Annotated in this window: 13 protein-coding genes; 12 read left to right on the top strand and 1 reads right to left on the bottom strand. The window is 34.6% G+C overall.

All coding sequences use genetic code 11. The features are described 5' to 3' along the window. Position 1 precedes the first annotated feature (1 nt). The gene (locus N4T20_RS01190) at positions 2-460 is read left to right on the top strand and encodes a hypothetical protein (protein ID WP_260671340.1); all 459 of its coding nucleotides are present in this window, start codon (positions 2-4) and stop codon (positions 458-460) included. Between the two features lie 62 nt (positions 461-522). Here the strand turns inward: N4T20_RS01190 and N4T20_RS01185 are convergent, their stop codons facing one another. Further along, positions 523-1,428 (bottom strand): DUF6607 family protein, encoded by a 906-nt coding sequence (locus tag N4T20_RS01185; RefSeq protein ID WP_260671339.1) that lies wholly within the window; start codon positions 1,426-1,428, stop codon positions 523-525. A gap of 105 nt (positions 1,429-1,533) precedes the next feature. On the opposite strand from N4T20_RS01185, the gene N4T20_RS01180 reads away from it, so the two are divergent. The 11 genes from N4T20_RS01180 (at position 1,534) to N4T20_RS01130 (ending at position 16,682) form a co-directional block, all read left to right on the top strand. After that, on the top strand, positions 1,534-3,690 hold the full coding sequence (locus N4T20_RS01180; RefSeq protein ID WP_260671338.1) for a TonB-dependent receptor plug domain-containing protein: 2,157 nt from the start codon (positions 1,534-1,536) through the stop codon (positions 3,688-3,690). 12 nt (positions 3,691-3,702) lie between these two features. Continuing rightward, positions 3,703-5,118, top strand: a complete 1,416-nt coding sequence (locus N4T20_RS01175; protein WP_260671337.1) for an HmuY family protein — start codon at positions 3,703-3,705, stop codon at positions 5,116-5,118. A gap of 284 nt (positions 5,119-5,402) precedes the next feature. After that, the gene (locus N4T20_RS01170; protein ID WP_260671336.1) at positions 5,403-6,881 is read left to right on the top strand and encodes an SGNH/GDSL hydrolase family protein; all 1,479 of its coding nucleotides are present in this window, start codon (positions 5,403-5,405) and stop codon (positions 6,879-6,881) included. A gap of 89 nt (positions 6,882-6,970) precedes the next feature. Next, positions 6,971-8,299 (top strand): GDSL-type esterase/lipase family protein, encoded by a 1,329-nt coding sequence (locus N4T20_RS01165; RefSeq protein WP_260671335.1) that lies wholly within the window; start codon positions 6,971-6,973, stop codon positions 8,297-8,299. 1 nt (position 8,300) lies between these two features. Further along, a complete protein-coding gene (locus tag N4T20_RS01160) occupies positions 8,301-9,983 on the top strand; it encodes an MBOAT family O-acyltransferase (RefSeq protein WP_260671334.1) in 1,683 nt (560 codons plus the stop codon). 327 nt (positions 9,984-10,310) lie between these two features. After that, positions 10,311-11,675, top strand: coding sequence for a signal recognition particle protein (gene ffh / locus N4T20_RS01155; RefSeq protein ID WP_260671333.1), 1,365 nt, complete (start codon positions 10,311-10,313; stop codon positions 11,673-11,675). Positions 11,676-11,809: 134 nt separating this feature from the next. After that, on the top strand, positions 11,810-12,697 hold the full coding sequence (locus N4T20_RS01150) for a bifunctional 5,10-methylenetetrahydrofolate dehydrogenase/5,10-methenyltetrahydrofolate cyclohydrolase (RefSeq protein WP_260671332.1): 888 nt from the start codon (positions 11,810-11,812) through the stop codon (positions 12,695-12,697). 404 nt (positions 12,698-13,101) lie between these two features. Beyond that, positions 13,102-14,028, top strand: a complete 927-nt coding sequence (locus tag N4T20_RS01145; RefSeq protein WP_260671331.1) for a magnesium transporter CorA family protein — start codon at positions 13,102-13,104, stop codon at positions 14,026-14,028. A 296-nt stretch (positions 14,029-14,324) separates the two neighbouring features. Further along, positions 14,325-14,939, top strand: a complete 615-nt coding sequence (locus tag N4T20_RS01140; protein WP_260671330.1) for a hypothetical protein — start codon at positions 14,325-14,327, stop codon at positions 14,937-14,939. Between the two features lie 4 nt (positions 14,940-14,943). Further along, positions 14,944-15,234: a winged helix-turn-helix domain-containing protein gene (locus N4T20_RS01135; RefSeq protein WP_008464519.1), complete on the top strand. Its 291-nt coding sequence runs from the start codon at positions 14,944-14,946 to the stop codon at positions 15,232-15,234. 59 nt (positions 15,235-15,293) lie between these two features. Continuing rightward, positions 15,294-16,682 carry a DUF4173 domain-containing protein gene (locus N4T20_RS01130; protein WP_260671329.1) on the top strand — a complete coding sequence of 463 codons (1,389 nt, stop codon included), beginning with the start codon at positions 15,294-15,296 and terminating at the stop codon, positions 16,680-16,682. Positions 16,683-16,738: the final 56 nt, after the last annotated feature.

Genomic DNA, 16,738 nt, shown 5'->3' with positions numbered 1-16,738 from the left:
CATGAAAAAATATATAAAACAATTTTCTTTATTGGTTTTATTTGTGGTATTTGCTTCTTGCAGTAATGATATTGGTGATGATAGGTCAATGCCACAAGCAAGCGGAAGGCCAGTGCTTGGAGCAAGCACGAATCCAGTTAGGACAGCTGCTGATGCAAAATTTTTGCGTACAGATTTAGGGAAACCTATTTTTATTTACACATTTTTAAAAGAAGGTGTAACACTTAAATCGCTTGAGATTCATAATGATACAGCAGCTTCTGGTGCTGTGGTCGTTGGAGCGAAGGTAGCAGATGCAACAGTAGATAAAGATGGAGCAACTGCTTTATTTAATTCTTCTGCATTAAGCTCTAATCCTGCGTTTAGTGGTACAGGAAGCAAAACAATCCGTTTGGCTTTTGTTGCTACTTTTTCGGATGGTTTAACACTTACAAACGGTGGGGTATTAACAATATACTAATTGTTGTCTCATTACTATATAATAAAAACCACCAGCATTGCTGGTGGTTTTTTTATGCTTTTTTATTTTTTAACGAATTTGTCGATAATAGCATCAGATTCTGCTTTTGTTGCATTTGGCTTTAAGTCAAATAAAAGAGAATACAAGGCTTTTCTTTCTACTTTTGCTTCTAGATTTAAATCTTGATGTCTGTCAAAAAGAGTCTGCCATTTGTCACGAACGTTTTTCCAAAGAGCATTATTTTCTTTCCACCATTTTTGAGCAGCAATACATTTTACATCAGGAACTTTAGTGTAAACATCAAATCCTTTTTCTTGCGCTAGCAATACATCTTTTCCAGCATCATCACGAACTAATTTATCATTGTCTTGTTCATGGTTCCATCCTGTAGAAGTGATTTCGTGAATGTTTCTTCTTTTCAAAACATTGTAATCGTTACGTTTTGTTTGTTCTCTTCTTGGAAGCGGAGCATCGGCAACGTTTGCCCAATAATCTTGCCCATCAACGTGTACCCAAGTTGAAGATCCTTCGTATCTCGGGCTATCGTCTACTTGATATACTTTTTGAGTCCATTGACCTTTAACCGCTTTTTTGTCTAATTTTTTGTATTTCCAAGAATTGCCTTTGTCAAAAGAATATAAGTCTGTGTTTTCGTATAGCCAATCTTGTCTCCAGTGTTTGATGATCATATCGTCACTTACAATCAATAAATGCTGCATTACAATTTTGTTAGGAGTATCTTCCAATAATTCTACCCATTCTAAAGCAGATTCGTGTTTTGTTTCAGAAGGCTTATAAGTAAGAGAATCTTTTGGATAAGAGAAAGTTTCTGTGAAATTAAACTTTACCTCATAACAACCACACATCGATTTAATAGATTTTATGTCTTGTTGTTTTTTGTCCTGACTAAAACCAAGACTAGATGTTAAAGCCATAGCGGCTGACAAAAAAAGGCTTTTTGAAATCATAACTTATTGTTTTGTTTTTAAAATTTTCGCAAATATATAAATTTAATTTAGAACAATTAAAAATAGTTATATATTTGCCTCGATTATTAAGACTGAATAAAAATAATGAAAATTAAATTTACCCTTTTTGCTGGATTTCTATTTTGTACATACTCTTATGCTCAGCAGAAAGACAGTATTGCCTCTAAGGAAAAACTTTCTGAGGTTGTTGTGACAGGACAATTAGAGCCACAATCGATTAAGAAATCTGTTTTTAATGTTCGCGTGATTTCTAAAGAGGACATTAAACAATTGGCAGCAAATAATCTTTCAGATGTTTTGAATCAGTATCTGAATATAACAATTCAGAATAGTGGAAGTGACGGGCGTTCAACGGTTTCAATGTTCGGATTAGATTCGCAGTACTTTAAAATTTTAGTAGATAATATTCCATTAGTGAGTGATACAGGAATGGGGACTAATGTTGATTTGACGCAGGTAAATCTTGACGATGTAGAACGCATCGAAATTATTGAAGGTTCAATGGGAGTAACTCATGGGGCTAATGCTGTAAGTGGTATCTTAAATATTATCACAAAAAAAGGAGGGCCTAATAAATGGGACATCAGTGCAACTATTCAAGAAGAAACAGTAGGCAAAGAATATTCGTTGACTGATAAAGGCCGACACATTCAGTCTGCAAAAGTTGGACATAACTTCAATGATAATTGGTTTATTAATCTTGGCGGAAATCATAATAATTTTAAAGGTTTTTATGATGATAAGCAGGGAAAAGATTATAGTGTTAATGATGGTTTAAGAGGATACAGCTGGCTGCCGAAAGAGCAATGGGTTGGTAATGCCATGTTAGGCTATCAAAAAACTAATTTTAAGATTTTTTACAAGTTTGATTACTATGGTGAAAATGTAGACTATTATAGTCCAGTTTTAGTTCCTCAAGATAATTACCCTTTTCCAGAAACCTATTTCGCAAGAGATAAACGCTACATCACAAATCGTTTTTATCATCATTTGAATGCAAATGGGAAACTTTTTTCTAAGTTAAATTATAATGTTTCCGTTTCACATCAAAAACAGGAACGAGATGCAGAGTTGTTTGATTATCAGATGGAGACTAAGCAAGAATCAAACAATAACAGATTTACATATCAGTCTAAAGAAGTTCTTTATTCTACAGGAACTCTAAGCAACTTCTTTAATAATAAAAAAGTCGATTTTCAGCTTGGCTATGAGATTACGAACGAAAATGGGTTTTATAATAGTGCTGCAGGAACATTTTTAGACGATCAGCTTCAGTCTAAAGATGTTAGAAAAAGACTAGAAAATTATGACATTTTTACGGTTGCCGAAATTAGTTTAACAGATAAATTTTCTATTCGTCCGGGTCTTCGATATTCGTTTCAGTCTGCTTTTGAAAACCAATATGCGAGTTCGTTAGGACTGAAATATCTTTTCAAGAAAGGATTAGAAGCCCGAGCTTCATTGGGTAAATCATATCGTACGCCAAATTTTGATGAATTATACACCTATTTTGTTGACTCAAATCATAATGTGCAGGGAAATCCAAATTTGGTTCCAGAAAACAGTACTTCGTATGAAGTGAGTTTTAAGAGGTTATGCAACTTTAAATCGGGTTTGCAAGTTGCTAATAATGTAGCAGTGACTTTTTTGGATGTCGATGATAGAATTGATATGGTATTAACTCAAATTACTCCTTCGAAATACAAATACATCAATATCAACAAATATAAAATGTGGAATATTTCGACAACAGAACAATTCGCTTATAAAAACTGGAATTTAAAAGTGGGAGCAGCTGTAGTTGGGATTTCGCAAAAACTTGATTTGGCCGAATTGAATATTACTTCAGATGATAAATACTTGTATTCATTGCAGTTAAATTCGAGTATATCATACAATATTCCTAAATGGAACACCCTATTTGCACTTTATTACAAATACAACGGACAGCAGCAGCAATTTGCTACCGGAACTGATGGCAATGGCAATGCAGCGTTTTATTTAAACGAAATTAAGCCATACAGCTGGATGGACGCTTCTATTAGAAAATCATTCTTTAAAAATCAATTTGAAGCTACAATTGGAGCACGTAACATATTTAATGTGACCAATGTACAGATTACACAAGGTGGTGGCGGGCCTACTGGCGGCGCGCATGGAGGAGGAGGTGTATCGGCTATGATGCTTGGATACGGCCGCTCTTATTTTCTTAAACTTACGTATAACCTAAATTTTAATTAATATATAAATACCATGAAAAAGAACTTCGTTTTAATTCTTTCTTTCGTTTTACTGGCTTTTACAGCTTGTAATAGTAACGATGATGGCCAGCAATCAGATGTAGCTGTTGCATTTGCTGAAGCTTCATACAATTTGACAAGTGACGCAACACCAGTTCAAATAAAATTTTCTAAAGCAGCTCCAGCTGCAGGAACAATTACGCTTGATATTACAGAAACTGCAGTAGCCTATACTACAGATTATACTACAACTCCTGCGGCTACTGCCAAAAAAGTAGTTATTCCGTTTGCACAAGGTGCAACTTCAGTTGAGTTTACTTTTAATAAAATCAAAAGCGCAACTGGAACTGAAGTGAAAAATGTAGTTTTCACTATTTCAGGAACTTCTTTTGGAGCTCAAATTTCTGGAAACAAAACAATTCAGCTAAATTTTAATGAAACAGCTTCTTTAGGAACGGCTTTAGCGCCTGAAGTTGGCGGTCCATTACAGCCAAATCAAGTTTATGTTGATTTAAGCAGCGGGAAAATGATAAACGTTGCTAGAAATTCTTGGGATTTAGGATTTTATTCTGGTTCAGACTTTAGAGTAGTATTAAATGGCTCTGTAAAAATGGCAGCAAAGAAATTAACAAGCACTAATATTGATGAAGTTCAAGTTGCAGATGAAACTATGATTATTGCTCAAGGAACAGGATTTTCTAATCAAGTTGATGATTCAGCTGGAGATATTACAAAAACTGCTATTGCTGCAATTTCTGCAACTGATTCTGAAAACAAAGTATATTTACTTTACTTAGGTAACAAACCTGCTGCTACTGCGCCAGCTCTAGGAAAAGAAGGTGCGGTTGGTGGAGAAACAAGAGGATGGAAAAAAATTAGAGTTTTAAGAAGCGGAAGCGATTACAAAGTTCAATATGCTGATATTGCAGCAACAACTCACGAAGAAGTTGTAATTTCTAAAAATAGTGCTTATAATTTTACATTCTTAAGCTTAATCGATAAAAAAGTAGTGAATGTTGAGCCACAAAAAAATCAATGGGACCTTAACTTTACAACTTTCGTAAACGTTATTCCTAATGGGGCAACAACAGTGCCATATTTCTATCCAGATTATGTGACAAGTAACTTAAACGGTAATGCAAAAGTGTATCAAGTTCTAACTTCTGCATTTACTTATGATGCTTTTACATTGGCAAATGTTGATAATGCTAAATTTACTGCAGACCAAAGAAATATTGGATCAAATTGGAGAAGTACAAGTGTTGTAGGTCCTGATGGAAATCCAGTTACTCAATTTGTGCTAAAAACAGATCGTTTCTTTGTAGTTAAAGATCCTGCTGGAAATGTTTATAAATTGAAATTTACTGGCGGTGCAAAAGCTGATTTGGAAAGAGGTCACCCAACATTCCAATATGCTCTTTTAAAATAATTTCAAGAATGAAAAAATCTAAAGATTATAAAGAATATTTCATTTTAACTTAAAAATGTTTCGGCATCAAAATCTAGTTAATCATTAGCTTTGTTTTTTTTATTTTTTTTTGATAAGGAGGTTAGAATTTTTCTAGCCTCTTTTTTTGTTCTACTTTCTTGTTAAAATTAAATAGAAACAAAATGTTATTCTATCTTTGCACAAATTTTTTCTGCAGCAAGTGATCCATTATTTATTGGTTTAGTTTTTGAATGCAGTTCTTCATATTTTTTTATAATTATTAAGTGAATACAAAATCTTATTTTTTTCAGTCCTTCGCGATCGTTGCTTTAGCGGTTGTTGCTTTTATTGGATTTAAGCAAATCCTTCCGGACAAAATATTTTCTGAGAGTAAGTTAGATTCTAAAAATATATTAATAGATAGTCTGCTTTTAGAATCTGTTGCCCAAGATTCTCTTTCTTTGGATAAGGACAGCATTGCTGCAAGTGAAAAAGAACTGAATCAGCAGAAAATTGTTTTTGATGAAACCGAAGGAATTGAGTTTCCTGCTGAAACATTCGAAAATTATAAAGGATATCAATATCTGATTTCTTTTTATGAGAAATTGTATCAGTTAGAAAAAAATCCGCAGAATAAGGTTAGAATCGCTTACTATGGAGATTCTATGACCGATGGCGATTTGATTGTTCAGGACGTTCGTACCAATTATCAGGAACGTTTTGGTGGAAATGGTGTTGGTTTTGTGTCTATTACTTCAGAATCTGCAGCCTCAAGAGGTTCTGTAAAATCAACCTATTCCAAAAATTGGAAAACGCAGTCTTACTTAAATGTAAAAAGACCAACAAGTCCTTTCGGAGTTAACGGCCACGTGTTTTTTGCAAATGATAAATCCAATTCAACTTGGGTTCAATATGAAGCCGGACTTAACAAATATTCTACCTCTTTAGATAATGCAACATTATTTTATGGGCGTTCTGCTAAAACAGGAAAAGTCAATTTTATTATAGGAAAAGATACGCTTAAGAAAAGCCTTTCGCCAAATAATCTCGTGAACACACTGAAAGTTTCGTCAGGAAGTTTAAAAGCTTTTAAAGCAAATTTTGTTCAAGCAGATTCTATTCCGATTTACGGATTTAATTTTGATAACGGAAGTGGAGTTCATGTTGATAATTTCTCGCAGAGAGGAAATTCAGGACTTCCAATTTCGATGTTCAATGCAGACGTGATGAGAGCTTTTAATAATAGCTTAAAATACGATTTGATTATTCTTCACTATGGAACGAATGTTCTGAATTACGGAACCAAAAATTATTCTTGGTATGAAAAAGGAATGACAAAAACCGTAAACAAAATAAAAGAATCTTTCCCAGGGGTTTCTATTTTAATTGTTTCAACTGCCGATAAATCGACAAAATATGATTTAGAAATGAAAACCGATTCGGCTGTAGTTCCTTTAATGAAAGCGCAAAAACACTATGCATTAGAAACTCATGCAGGATTTGTAAACTTGTATACTTTGATGGGAGGAGACGGTTCTATGATTAAGTGGGTTGATGAAACTCCAGCAAAAGCAAACAAAGATTATACGCACTTTAATCAGCGCGGAGCAAAAGCAATTGGCAATTTGCTTTATGGACAATTAAATAAAGGATACGAAGAATATAAAGTTCTCAGACAAAAAAGAGATGTTGAAGGGACTAAGCCAAAACCAGTAAAAAGAGCCAGACCCGATTCTGTTTCAGTAACAAAAGACAGTGTATGATAAACAAACTTATGGTTTTCTTTTGTTGCCTTTTTTTCTCGACAAATGAAAATCCCCCCCAAAAGTACATACAGCCAACAACTAAAAGTATGATTCAAAAAGTGGATACAGCAGCAATTGATGCGCCTTCTGATGGTCAGATTTATAACGCAAAAGCGATAAGCGATTTTTTCCAGAAGCTGGAAAAAAATGAAGATCAGAAGAATCAAAAAATCAATATTGTGCATATTGGAGATTCGCATATTCAAAGCGATTTAATGACCAATGAAATCAGGAAAAAACTGCAGCAAAGGTTTGGAAATGCCGGCCGCGGTTTGGTTTTTCCGTATCAATTGGCCAAAACAAACGGATCTTATAACGAACGTTTTAAATCGAACAGAGCTTGGGAAAGCTATAGAAATATTCACCCATTTAAGCAATGTCCGGTTGGGTTAAGCGGAATTGGGCTTTGGAGAGATTCTGGCGGATTTGTAGTGGAGATGAACGTAAAAGATCCAGCGTATAAATTCAATACAATAAAAATTATTACGCCTCAGAATCAGAATATGTTCGATTTGGCCATTTCGTCTAAAATCAATTCTATTCAGACAACAGAACGAAAAGTTATCACGCATAAAATTAAAAAAGGTGAAGTGCTTGGAACAATTGCTGATAAATACAATGTTTCGGTTGCTGATATAAAAAGAGACAATCGCTTAAAATCTAATAATATTCGAGCAGGAAGAACATTAAAAATTGCAACAAACGAAACAAGGCCTAAGACGATTTCAATGTCAGAATTTGTTCCGTTAGCAATAGAATCAGATGCTTATTCGCATTATTATAATTCAGAAAACGCTTTAAGCCGAATTTTCTTGATTCCGAACAAAGAGGCAAAAGATTATGAGTTAAACGGAATTGTTTTAGAAAAAGATGCTCCAGGTATTATTTATAGCGGAATTGGGGTAAACGGGGCGAAATATTCAGATTACAATAAATATCCGCTGTTTTTTGAACAGTTAAAATCGTTGCATCCCGATCTTTTGGTTTTTTCATTAGGAACAAATGAAAGTTACGATCACTTAGATGCAGAAAATTATATTAAAGAATTACGTAAGTTTATTAGCAATGTAAGAGCACAGAAAATAGATGCGCCAATAATTGTAATGACGCCTCCGCCATCATTGCTGAGAAGAAAACCCAATAATTATATTAATGATTATACCAGACAAATTATTGATATAGCTCAAAAAGATCGTCTTGCAGTTTGGGATTTGTACGACGAATTTGGAGGCATGAGCGGAATCAGACAATTAAAAGTGCAAGGGTTAATTGGACCAGACTGGGTTCATTACTCAAAAAAAGGATACGAGAAACAAGGAGATTTGTTTGCTCAAGCGTTTTTAAAATCATACGATAATTTTAAATTAAAGAAGTAAGTTGACAACAATAGAAAGCATTAATAATTGGTTTATTCAAAACTTTGGTGCAATTACAATAGAACAAGTTAAGAGTTGGTTTGTTTATAATCCCGACGAAAAACTTTTATTTAATACCGGTTTATTCCTAGGTTTATTTCTGGTTTTTTATTTTGTGTATGGGTTTTTACGCAAAACATTTTATTTGAGATTAACGTATGTTATTCTCTTTTCATTATTCTTTTATTATAAATCAAGCGGAATTTATTTTCTGCTCTTATTGCTTTCGTCTGTTGTAGATTACGGCTTGAGCCAGATTATTTACAGAGAAAGCAGAGATGGAGTTAAAAAGCTGTATCTGGTGATTAGTGTAATTTTGAATTTGGCGCTTTTGGGCTATTTCAAATACATGAACTTCTTGATTGTGACTTACAATGATATGTTTCATGGTCATTTTGCACTTCATGATGTTTTTCTCCCTGTCGGAATTTCGTTCTACACGTTTCAGTCAATGAGTTACATTATTGAAATTTATCGTGAAGAAATTAAGCCGACAAAAAACTACATCGAATATTTATTTTTCGTTTCGTTTTTCCCGCAGTTAGTTGCTGGGCCAATTGTGCGCGCAAAAGATTTCCTTCCTCAGATATATCAAAAATTAAACCTGACGAAACAAGATGTAAACAATGCTTTGTTTTTGATTATTGGAGGTTTAATTAAGAAGACTGTAATCTCAAATTACATATCGGTAAACTTTGTCGATCGTGTTTTTGATACGCCGATGAGTTATACTTCTTTCGAAAACCTAATGGCTTCGTACGGATATGCCATTCAGATTTACTGCGATTTTTCTGGATATTCAGATATGGCAATTGGTATTGCATTATTGTTAGGCTTTAAATTGCCAGCCAACTTTAGAACTCCATATAAATCAACTTCGATTACCGATTTCTGGAGAAGATGGCACATTTCGCTTTCTACTTGGTTGAAAGACTTTTTATACATTTCGATTGGTGGAAATCGCGAAGGATCTTTCGCAGGATTTTTGTTTCCAAGTTTATTTTTCTTTGGATTATTGCTTTGGGGAATGTCTTGTTATAATGAAAGTGTAATTCCGCTCATCATTGCTGGAAGCAGTATTGTGGTTTTCTGTTTGTCATTTTTACTTTCAAGTAAAATAAAACAAACTTTAGTAACCAATTTTAACTTGTTTACGACAATGCTTTTAGGAGGATTGTGGCACGGAGCAGGAGCACAGTTTATTGTTTGGGGAGCGCTTCACGGATTAGCTTTGGCAGTTCATAAAATATTTATGGAATTTTTCCCTTCAAAGAAAGATAAGAGCCCGAATTTCTTGTGGAGATTTTTCTCAATTCTTATAACATTCCATTTCGTAGTTTTCTGCTGGATCTTTTTCCGCGCCAGAGATTTCGAAACAGCTTTGCAAGTAATTAATAATATTGGCCAATTGACTTTCGAACCAGAACTTTGGAAAACGATTATATTAGGATATAAAAATGTTTTCGGATTAATGCTGTTCGGTTATGTTTGGCATTTCTTGCCAGAAACATTCACAAACGGAATGAAATCGGTTTTCGACAAAACACCTTTATTAGTAAAAGCAATAATACTTGGTTTCGTTTACTGGATTGTATACGCAACAGCCGTTGCTGGTTCGCAACCGTTTATTTATTTCCAGTTTTAAAAGTAAGGTTCAAAGGTACATAGTTACAAAGGCGCAGAGGTTTTTCTTTGCGCCTTTTTTGTTTGCCACGAAGGCGCAAGGGCGCTAAGTTTTTTTTCTCGCAGATTACGCAGATATTTTATTGATGGAGAATAAAAAAACTTTGCGCCCTTGCGAGCAAATAAAAATCTGCGTAATCTGCGAGAGCAAAACAATTCGAGAAATTAGCGTAATTCGTGGCCAAAAACTTTGCGTCTTAGTGCCTTCGTGGCAAAAAATTGCGTATAAATAAAAATTGCCTGAAATATCTAATTAGATTATCTTTGCACTTCAAATAAAAGAAATAGTATGTTTGATAATTTAAGTGATAAGTTAGATAAAGCGTTCCATATATTAAAAGGGCACGGTAAAATTACAGAAGTAAACGTTGCTGATACCTTAAAAGAAGTTCGTCGTGCCTTACTTGATGCCGACGTTAACTTTAAAATTGCTAAAGATTTTACTGCTAGAGTAAAAGATAAGGCGATTGGACAGGACGTATTGACAACCTTACAGCCAGGACAATTATTAGTAAAACTGGTAAAAGACGAGTTGACAGAATTAATGGGTGGAGATGTTGCTGGTGTTAACTTATCAGGAAATCCAACTGTTATTTTGATGTCAGGGCTTCAAGGTTCTGGTAAAACTACTTTCTCAGGGAAACTAGCTAACTTCTTAAAAACAAAGAAAAATAAAAAACCACTTCTTGTTGCCTGTGATATCTACCGTCCCGCGGCGATCAATCAGTTGCACGTTGTGGGAGATCAAATAGGTGTTGAGGTTTACTCAGAACCAGAAAATAAAAATCCTGTAGAGATTGCTCAAAACGCAATTAAACACGCTAAAGCAAACGGATTCAATGTTGTGATCGTCGATACAGCAGGTCGTTTGGCAGTAGATCAGGAAATGATGGATGAAATTGCGCGTGTACACAAAGCAATTCAGCCGCAAGAAACATTGTTCGTTGTAGACTCTATGACAGGACAAGATGCTGTGAATACAGCAAAAGCTTTCAACGATATCTTAAACTTTGATGGAGTTATTTTAACGAAATTAGATGGTGATACACGTGGTGGAGCTGCGCTTTCAATTAAATCTGTTGTAAACAAACCAATCAAATTTGTAGGTACAGGAGAGAAAATGGAAGCAATTGACATTTTCTACCCAGATCGTATGGCTGAGCGTATCTTAGGAATGGGAGACGTTGTGTCTCTTGTTGAAAGAGCTCAAGAGCAATTTGACGAAGAGGAAGCAAGAAAACTTCAAAAGAAAATCGCGAAAAACGAATTTGGTTTTGATGACTTCTTAACGCAGATTCAGCAAGTGAAGAAAATGGGTAATATGAAAGACTTGGTTGGAATGATACCAGGAGCTTCAAAAGCCATGAAAGATGTTGAAATCGAAGATGACGCTTTCAAACATATCGAAGCGATCATTTATTCGATGACGCCAGCGGAAAGAAGCAAACCAGCCATTATCGACGTAAAAAGAAAAGCCAGAATCGCTAAAGGTTCGGGAACAAAAGTCGAGCAGGTTAACCAGCTGATGAAACAGTTTGACCAAATGAGCAAGATGATGAAGATGATGCAAGGCCCAGGCGGAAAAAATCTGATGAAAATGATGGGAGGTATGAAAGGGATGCCGGGTGGTATGCCAGGAGGAATGCCGAAATAATAAAACTAAAAGTTTCAAGTTTAAGGTTTCAAGTTAAGAGGCCAAAACTTGAAACTTTTTTAATTACATAAATATTTAAGTTTCATTTTCAACTTGAAACATAAAACAAATTAAACCTGAAACAAAACAACAAAATGCAACTACTAGACGGTAAAAAAACATCTAACGACATTAAAAACGAAATTGCAGCCGAAGTTCAATCCATAAAAGCAGCTGGAGGGAAAGTGCCTCATTTAGCAGCGGTTTTGGTTGGGAATAACGGAGCAAGTTTAACTTACGTAGGAAGTAAAGTAAAATCATGCCAAGAAATTGGTTTCGATTCAACTTTAGTTGCTTTGCCAGAAACCATTACAGAAGACGAATTATTGGCTAAGATTAAAGAGTTGAACGAAGATGATAACCTAGATGGGTACATCGTTCAGTTGCCTTTGCCAAAACATATTGATGAGCAGAAAATCTTATTAGCAATCGATCCAGACAAAGACGTTGACGGATTTCATCCAACAAACTTTGGAAGAATGGCTCTTGAAATGGAAAGTTTTATTCCAGCAACACCATTCGGAATTATGGAATTGTTAGAACGTTATAAAGTAGAGACTGCCGGAAAACACACCGTTGTTATTGGAAGGAGCCACATTGTTGGGCGTCCGATGAGTATCTTGATGAGCCGTAAAGGAAATCCGGGAGATTCAACAGTAACATTAACACACAGCCGAACTAAAAATTTAGCTGAATTTACTAAAAATGCTGATATCATTATTACAGCTTTAGGAGTTCCAGAATTCTTAAAAGCGGATATGGTAAAAGAAGGAGTGACCGTTATTGATGTTGGAATTACACGCGTAGACGATGCATCAAATCCAAAAGGATACGTTATTAAAGGTGACGTTGATTTTGATGGCGTAAGCAAAAAAGCATCATTCATTACGCCAGTTCCAGGTGGAGTAGGGCCAATGACAATTGCAATGCTGCTTAAAAATACACTTTTAGCAAGAAAAATGAGAAGCGCGAGAAACCACTAATTTCTTTTCAAAATATTTTACAAAGCCTGTTCAATAGAACAGGCTTTTTTATTGCGCTAAAACTTTTCTAACGTATAGAAACATAGAACTTGGCTTCTAAAAAAGATATTAAGCAGAAACAAGTTTCTCACATAGTAAGCTTAAGCCTTATCGATGTTTATTTAGAAAAAGTGAAATGTCTTTATAGCCAGAATATATGTCTCTTAGTGTTTAAAAAAACGCTCAAACTGCCATTTTAATATTTAATTAATAGTTTAAAGTTTCGGTTCTTAAAAATAAAGGATACTTTTGCAGCACTTTAAAAAATAACCCTTCTCCAAATGGACGATTATTATTATTCGTTAGTATTAAATTAAGCAGCTTTTGAAATTTCAAAATGCTGCGCTAAAAACCTGTATTTTGAAATGAAAGCCTTTTACACAAACAACAACGGATTGGTAGAAATCCAAAAATGGACTTCAAATTGCTGGATTCACATCGAATCTCCAACAGAATCAGATAAGAACTATTTATTAGAAGAGCTTCAAATTCCCGAAGCATTCTACAATGATATTGAGGATATCGACGAAAGACCTCGTATTGAAATCGAAGACGGTTGGACTTTGATCATTATGCGTATTCCCATAAAAAGCGGCGATGTAAAGATCCCGTTTCACACCGTGCCTCTCGGAATCATTTTTAAAGACGATATCACTGTTACCATAAGTTTTTATAAAACAGAAATCATAAAAGATTTTGTGGCTTATTCACAACGCAAAAACATCGAAATAGAAGATAATTTCAATTTAGTTTTAAGATTGCTTTTGTCATCAAGCGTTTGGTATTTGAAATATTTGAAACAAATCAACCATAAAATAAAACTGGCAGAAGATAATTTAGAGAAATCAATCAAAAATGAAGAATTGCAAGCCTTGCTTCAAATCGAAAAATGCTTTGTATTCTTTATCACGTCGCTAAAAGCAAATGATGTTTTGTTTCAAAGAATCAAAAATCTTAAAGCGCACAAAGCCAGTTACGATCCAGAATTGTTAGAAGATGTCGAGATCGAATTAAATCAGGCGCAGGACACAGCCAATATTTACAATAACATCTTAACAGGAATGATGGATGCTTACGCTTCTGTAATCTCAAATAATATGAACAATATTATGAAGCAGATGACGTCAATTTCGATCATTCTTATGATTCCAACCCTAATTGCCAGTTTATACGGAATGAACGTCCCAAACGGATTAGAAGAAAGCAAATATGGCATCTGGATCTTGCTTTTAGTTTCAATAATTTTATCAACCTTTGGAGTCTTCCTATTCAAAAGAAGAAGATGGTTCTAAAACTTTAAATAATGCAAAGCCTGTTCGTTAAGAATGGGCTTTTTCGTTTTTATGCTTTGGGCGTGACCCCGACGCGTTGAGAGGGCAAACATACTTTACGCTTATGCGCCCTCTCAACGCGTCGGGGTCGGGCTATCCGCGCTACTTCGGTAGCCAGCTCCTATCCCTCACGCAACTTTACGGAGGGACCTAACAGTTTTTTAAAACCTGTTAGGTCTTGTTGAAACAAAAAAAGTTATTTTTTTACTTGCCATTTCAAAATAAATAATAACTTTGTAACGCAAAGTACTTTAATTATGAATCAAAAGCATCAAGAAGATTTAGCACATATTCGTTCCATGATGGAGCGCTCTTCAAGATTTATATCGTTAAGCGGACTTTCGGGAGTTTTCGCAGGTCTTTCGGCTTTAATTGGTGGAATCTATGTATACCAGTTGTTTAAGGCAAATGGAATGGATTATCTTAATGATGATCATAGATTATATTCTGCCAATTTAGTTTCAGAATTGTTCTGGATAGGAATCGGAATTTTAATGTGCGCTTTTGCATTTGGCATCTTTTTTACCATTAGAAAAAGCCGAAAATACAATCTGCCGATATGGACATCAGCAACCAAGAAAATGCTGTTCAATTTAGCAGTTCCTCTTTTTGCAGGAGGAGTGTTCTGTTTGGCTTTAATGTATCACGGGTACTTTGGGCTGGTAGCGCCATCTACTTTGCTTTTTTATGGTTTAGCACTTATTAATGCAGAAAAATATACTTTTTCTGATGTAAAATATTTAGGTTTCTGCGAACTTTGTTTAGGGTTAATTGCTCTTTTCTATATCGGATATGGATTGCTTTTCTGGATTCTCGGATTTGGAATCCTGCATATCTTATACGGATTAGTAATGTTCAAAAAATACAAATAATTGAATGGGAATTATTGACAAACTAAATAAAGATTTCGAAAGCCGTGTCAGACTGGGTATCATGTCCGTTCTGATGGTTAACGACTGGGTAGATTTTACCGAGATGAAAACGCTTTTGAATATCACCGATGGTAATTTAGCGAGTCATTCTTCTGCTCTGGAGAAATCTGAATATATTGAGATTAAGAAAGAATTTGTGGGCAAAAAGCCCAAAACATCTTATCAGGTAACACCGCTTGGCCGCGCGGCGTTTAAAGAGCACCTTTCTTACCTCGAAAAATTAATGAAATCCTAAAAACTAAAATTTTTTACCTAAAAACTTTGAATTACAAAGTACTTTTAAAAATTAAGATCATGAAAAAACATCAAATTATCTTCGTATGTACAGCGGTTTTTATACTGCTTTTTTACAATGAATCTGTCGGAATCAATATTTCTATTTTTGGCGTTTTGCTGACGCTCTTAATTAGTTATTTCTTTCAGGAGAAGCTTGTAGACAGATCGCATCTTATCTTGGTCATGACCTCTATTTTGTCATGTTTCGCCTTTGCTTGGTATGGAGATGCGGCATCTTTTTTTGCTTTAGCACTATCAATTTTGTTTTTGCAGTTTAAAACGCAGGAGAGAGAGCTCAAAATTGTGCAAATCTTTCCGCTTATATTTTTAAACGGATTTACTTCGATAGGACGCATTTTTATTTTTAGACAATGGCTTCCAGAACGAAAAATCCATAACGATTTTGCCAAGAAGCTGGTGGCATTTGTAGTTATTCCAGTACTATTTTTAGGATTGTTTTTTATTGTTTATTCTTTTGGGAGCGATCATTTTTCTTCGCTATTTACAGACTATGAGTTTGATATAAATCTGCCGCAATTAATTGCAATGTGCATTTTAGGGTTTTATATTTCGTTTAGTTTTTGGAATTATTGGGTTCCAGATGCTTGCTACGAATTCAATCCAAAGCTAAATAATGATTTCAGCGATGTTTCTGAAGTCAAAAACCAAAGCACATTTTCATTCCTCGACTTGGACTTCGAAAGAAAAAGCGGAGAAATTACCTTGTTTCTTCTAAATATTATGCTTTTAGTTTTTATTGGAACGTACAATTATGAACAATTTTTTGAAGTTATTGAGAAAACAAATCTAAGCGCCGACACACATGAACGCGTAAATGCGGTTATTTTCTCAATTCTAATGGCGGTTGGAGTAATCCTGTTTTACTTTAAAGGAGGTTTTAATTTTGATGAAAAAGCTAAAGCTTTAAAAAATCTGGCAAAAGTTTGGCTGGCATTAAATGTAGTTCTAATTGTAAGCGCTATGGCTAAAAATACAGAATACGTTTCGTTTTATGGACTTACTTATAAAAGGCTAGGGGTTTATGCTTTTCTGATTCTTGCAATTATCGGATTGGCAGTTTCGTTTCAAAAGATAAGAAAGCAAAAAACCAACGCGTATCTTTTCAACCAAATGGTCTGGTATTTTTATGGAACAGTTCTTTTATGCAGTTATGTAAATTGGGGGAGTTTGGTGACTAATTATAATATCTCTGTAAATAAAGGAGTAGAACCGGTCTTTTTAAGCGGATTGAATTTTAATGATGACATTCGCCGTGAATATTTCAAACAAAACAGCCTAGACGGGAAATATGCAGAAGCAGTAAGAGAGGAATTGATTTTGAACTATCAAAATTCAAACTTTTTGTCAAAAGCCTTGTATTATGAGTTTTTGGATAAAAGAGAATAGTCTAAAAAATATTTCAAAGGATAGTTTTTTTGCTGTAAAACCCCAGAGAGGTAAAA

The sequence above is a fragment of the Flavobacterium sp. TR2 genome (assembly GCF_025252405.1).
Classification (GTDB): domain Bacteria; phylum Bacteroidota; class Bacteroidia; order Flavobacteriales; family Flavobacteriaceae; genus Flavobacterium.
Note: the sequence above shows the minus strand (reverse complement) of the source record. Positions and strands in the feature narration are given on the sequence as shown.

What these genes read in the sequence shown, in the direction of transcription:
- N4T20_RS01145 (WP_260671331.1), top strand. Translation starts at nt 13,102, where the DNA reads ATGAAAGCCTTTTACACAAACAACAACGGATTGGTAGAAATCCAAAAA.
- N4T20_RS01175 (WP_260671337.1), top strand. Translation starts at nt 3,703, where the DNA reads ATGAAAAAGAACTTCGTTTTAATTCTTTCTTTCGTTTTACTGGCTTTT.
- N4T20_RS01150 (WP_260671332.1), top strand. Translation starts at nt 11,810, where the DNA reads ATGCAACTACTAGACGGTAAAAAAACATCTAACGACATTAAAAACGAA.
- N4T20_RS01165 (WP_260671335.1), top strand. Translation starts at nt 6,971, where the DNA reads ATGATTCAAAAAGTGGATACAGCAGCAATTGATGCGCCTTCTGATGGT.
- ffh (WP_260671333.1), top strand. Translation starts at nt 10,311, where the DNA reads ATGTTTGATAATTTAAGTGATAAGTTAGATAAAGCGTTCCATATATTA.
- N4T20_RS01190 (WP_260671340.1), top strand. Translation starts at nt 2, where the DNA reads ATGAAAAAATATATAAAACAATTTTCTTTATTGGTTTTATTTGTGGTA.
- N4T20_RS01180 (WP_260671338.1), top strand. Translation starts at nt 1,534, where the DNA reads ATGAAAATTAAATTTACCCTTTTTGCTGGATTTCTATTTTGTACATAC.
- N4T20_RS01135 (WP_008464519.1), top strand. Translation starts at nt 14,944, where the DNA reads ATGGGAATTATTGACAAACTAAATAAAGATTTCGAAAGCCGTGTCAGA.
- N4T20_RS01185 (WP_260671339.1), bottom strand. Translation starts at nt 1,428, where the DNA reads ATGATTTCAAAAAGCCTTTTTTTGTCAGCCGCTATGGCTTTAACATCT.
- N4T20_RS01130 (WP_260671329.1), top strand. Translation starts at nt 15,294, where the DNA reads ATGAAAAAACATCAAATTATCTTCGTATGTACAGCGGTTTTTATACTG.
- N4T20_RS01140 (WP_260671330.1), top strand. Translation starts at nt 14,325, where the DNA reads ATGAATCAAAAGCATCAAGAAGATTTAGCACATATTCGTTCCATGATG.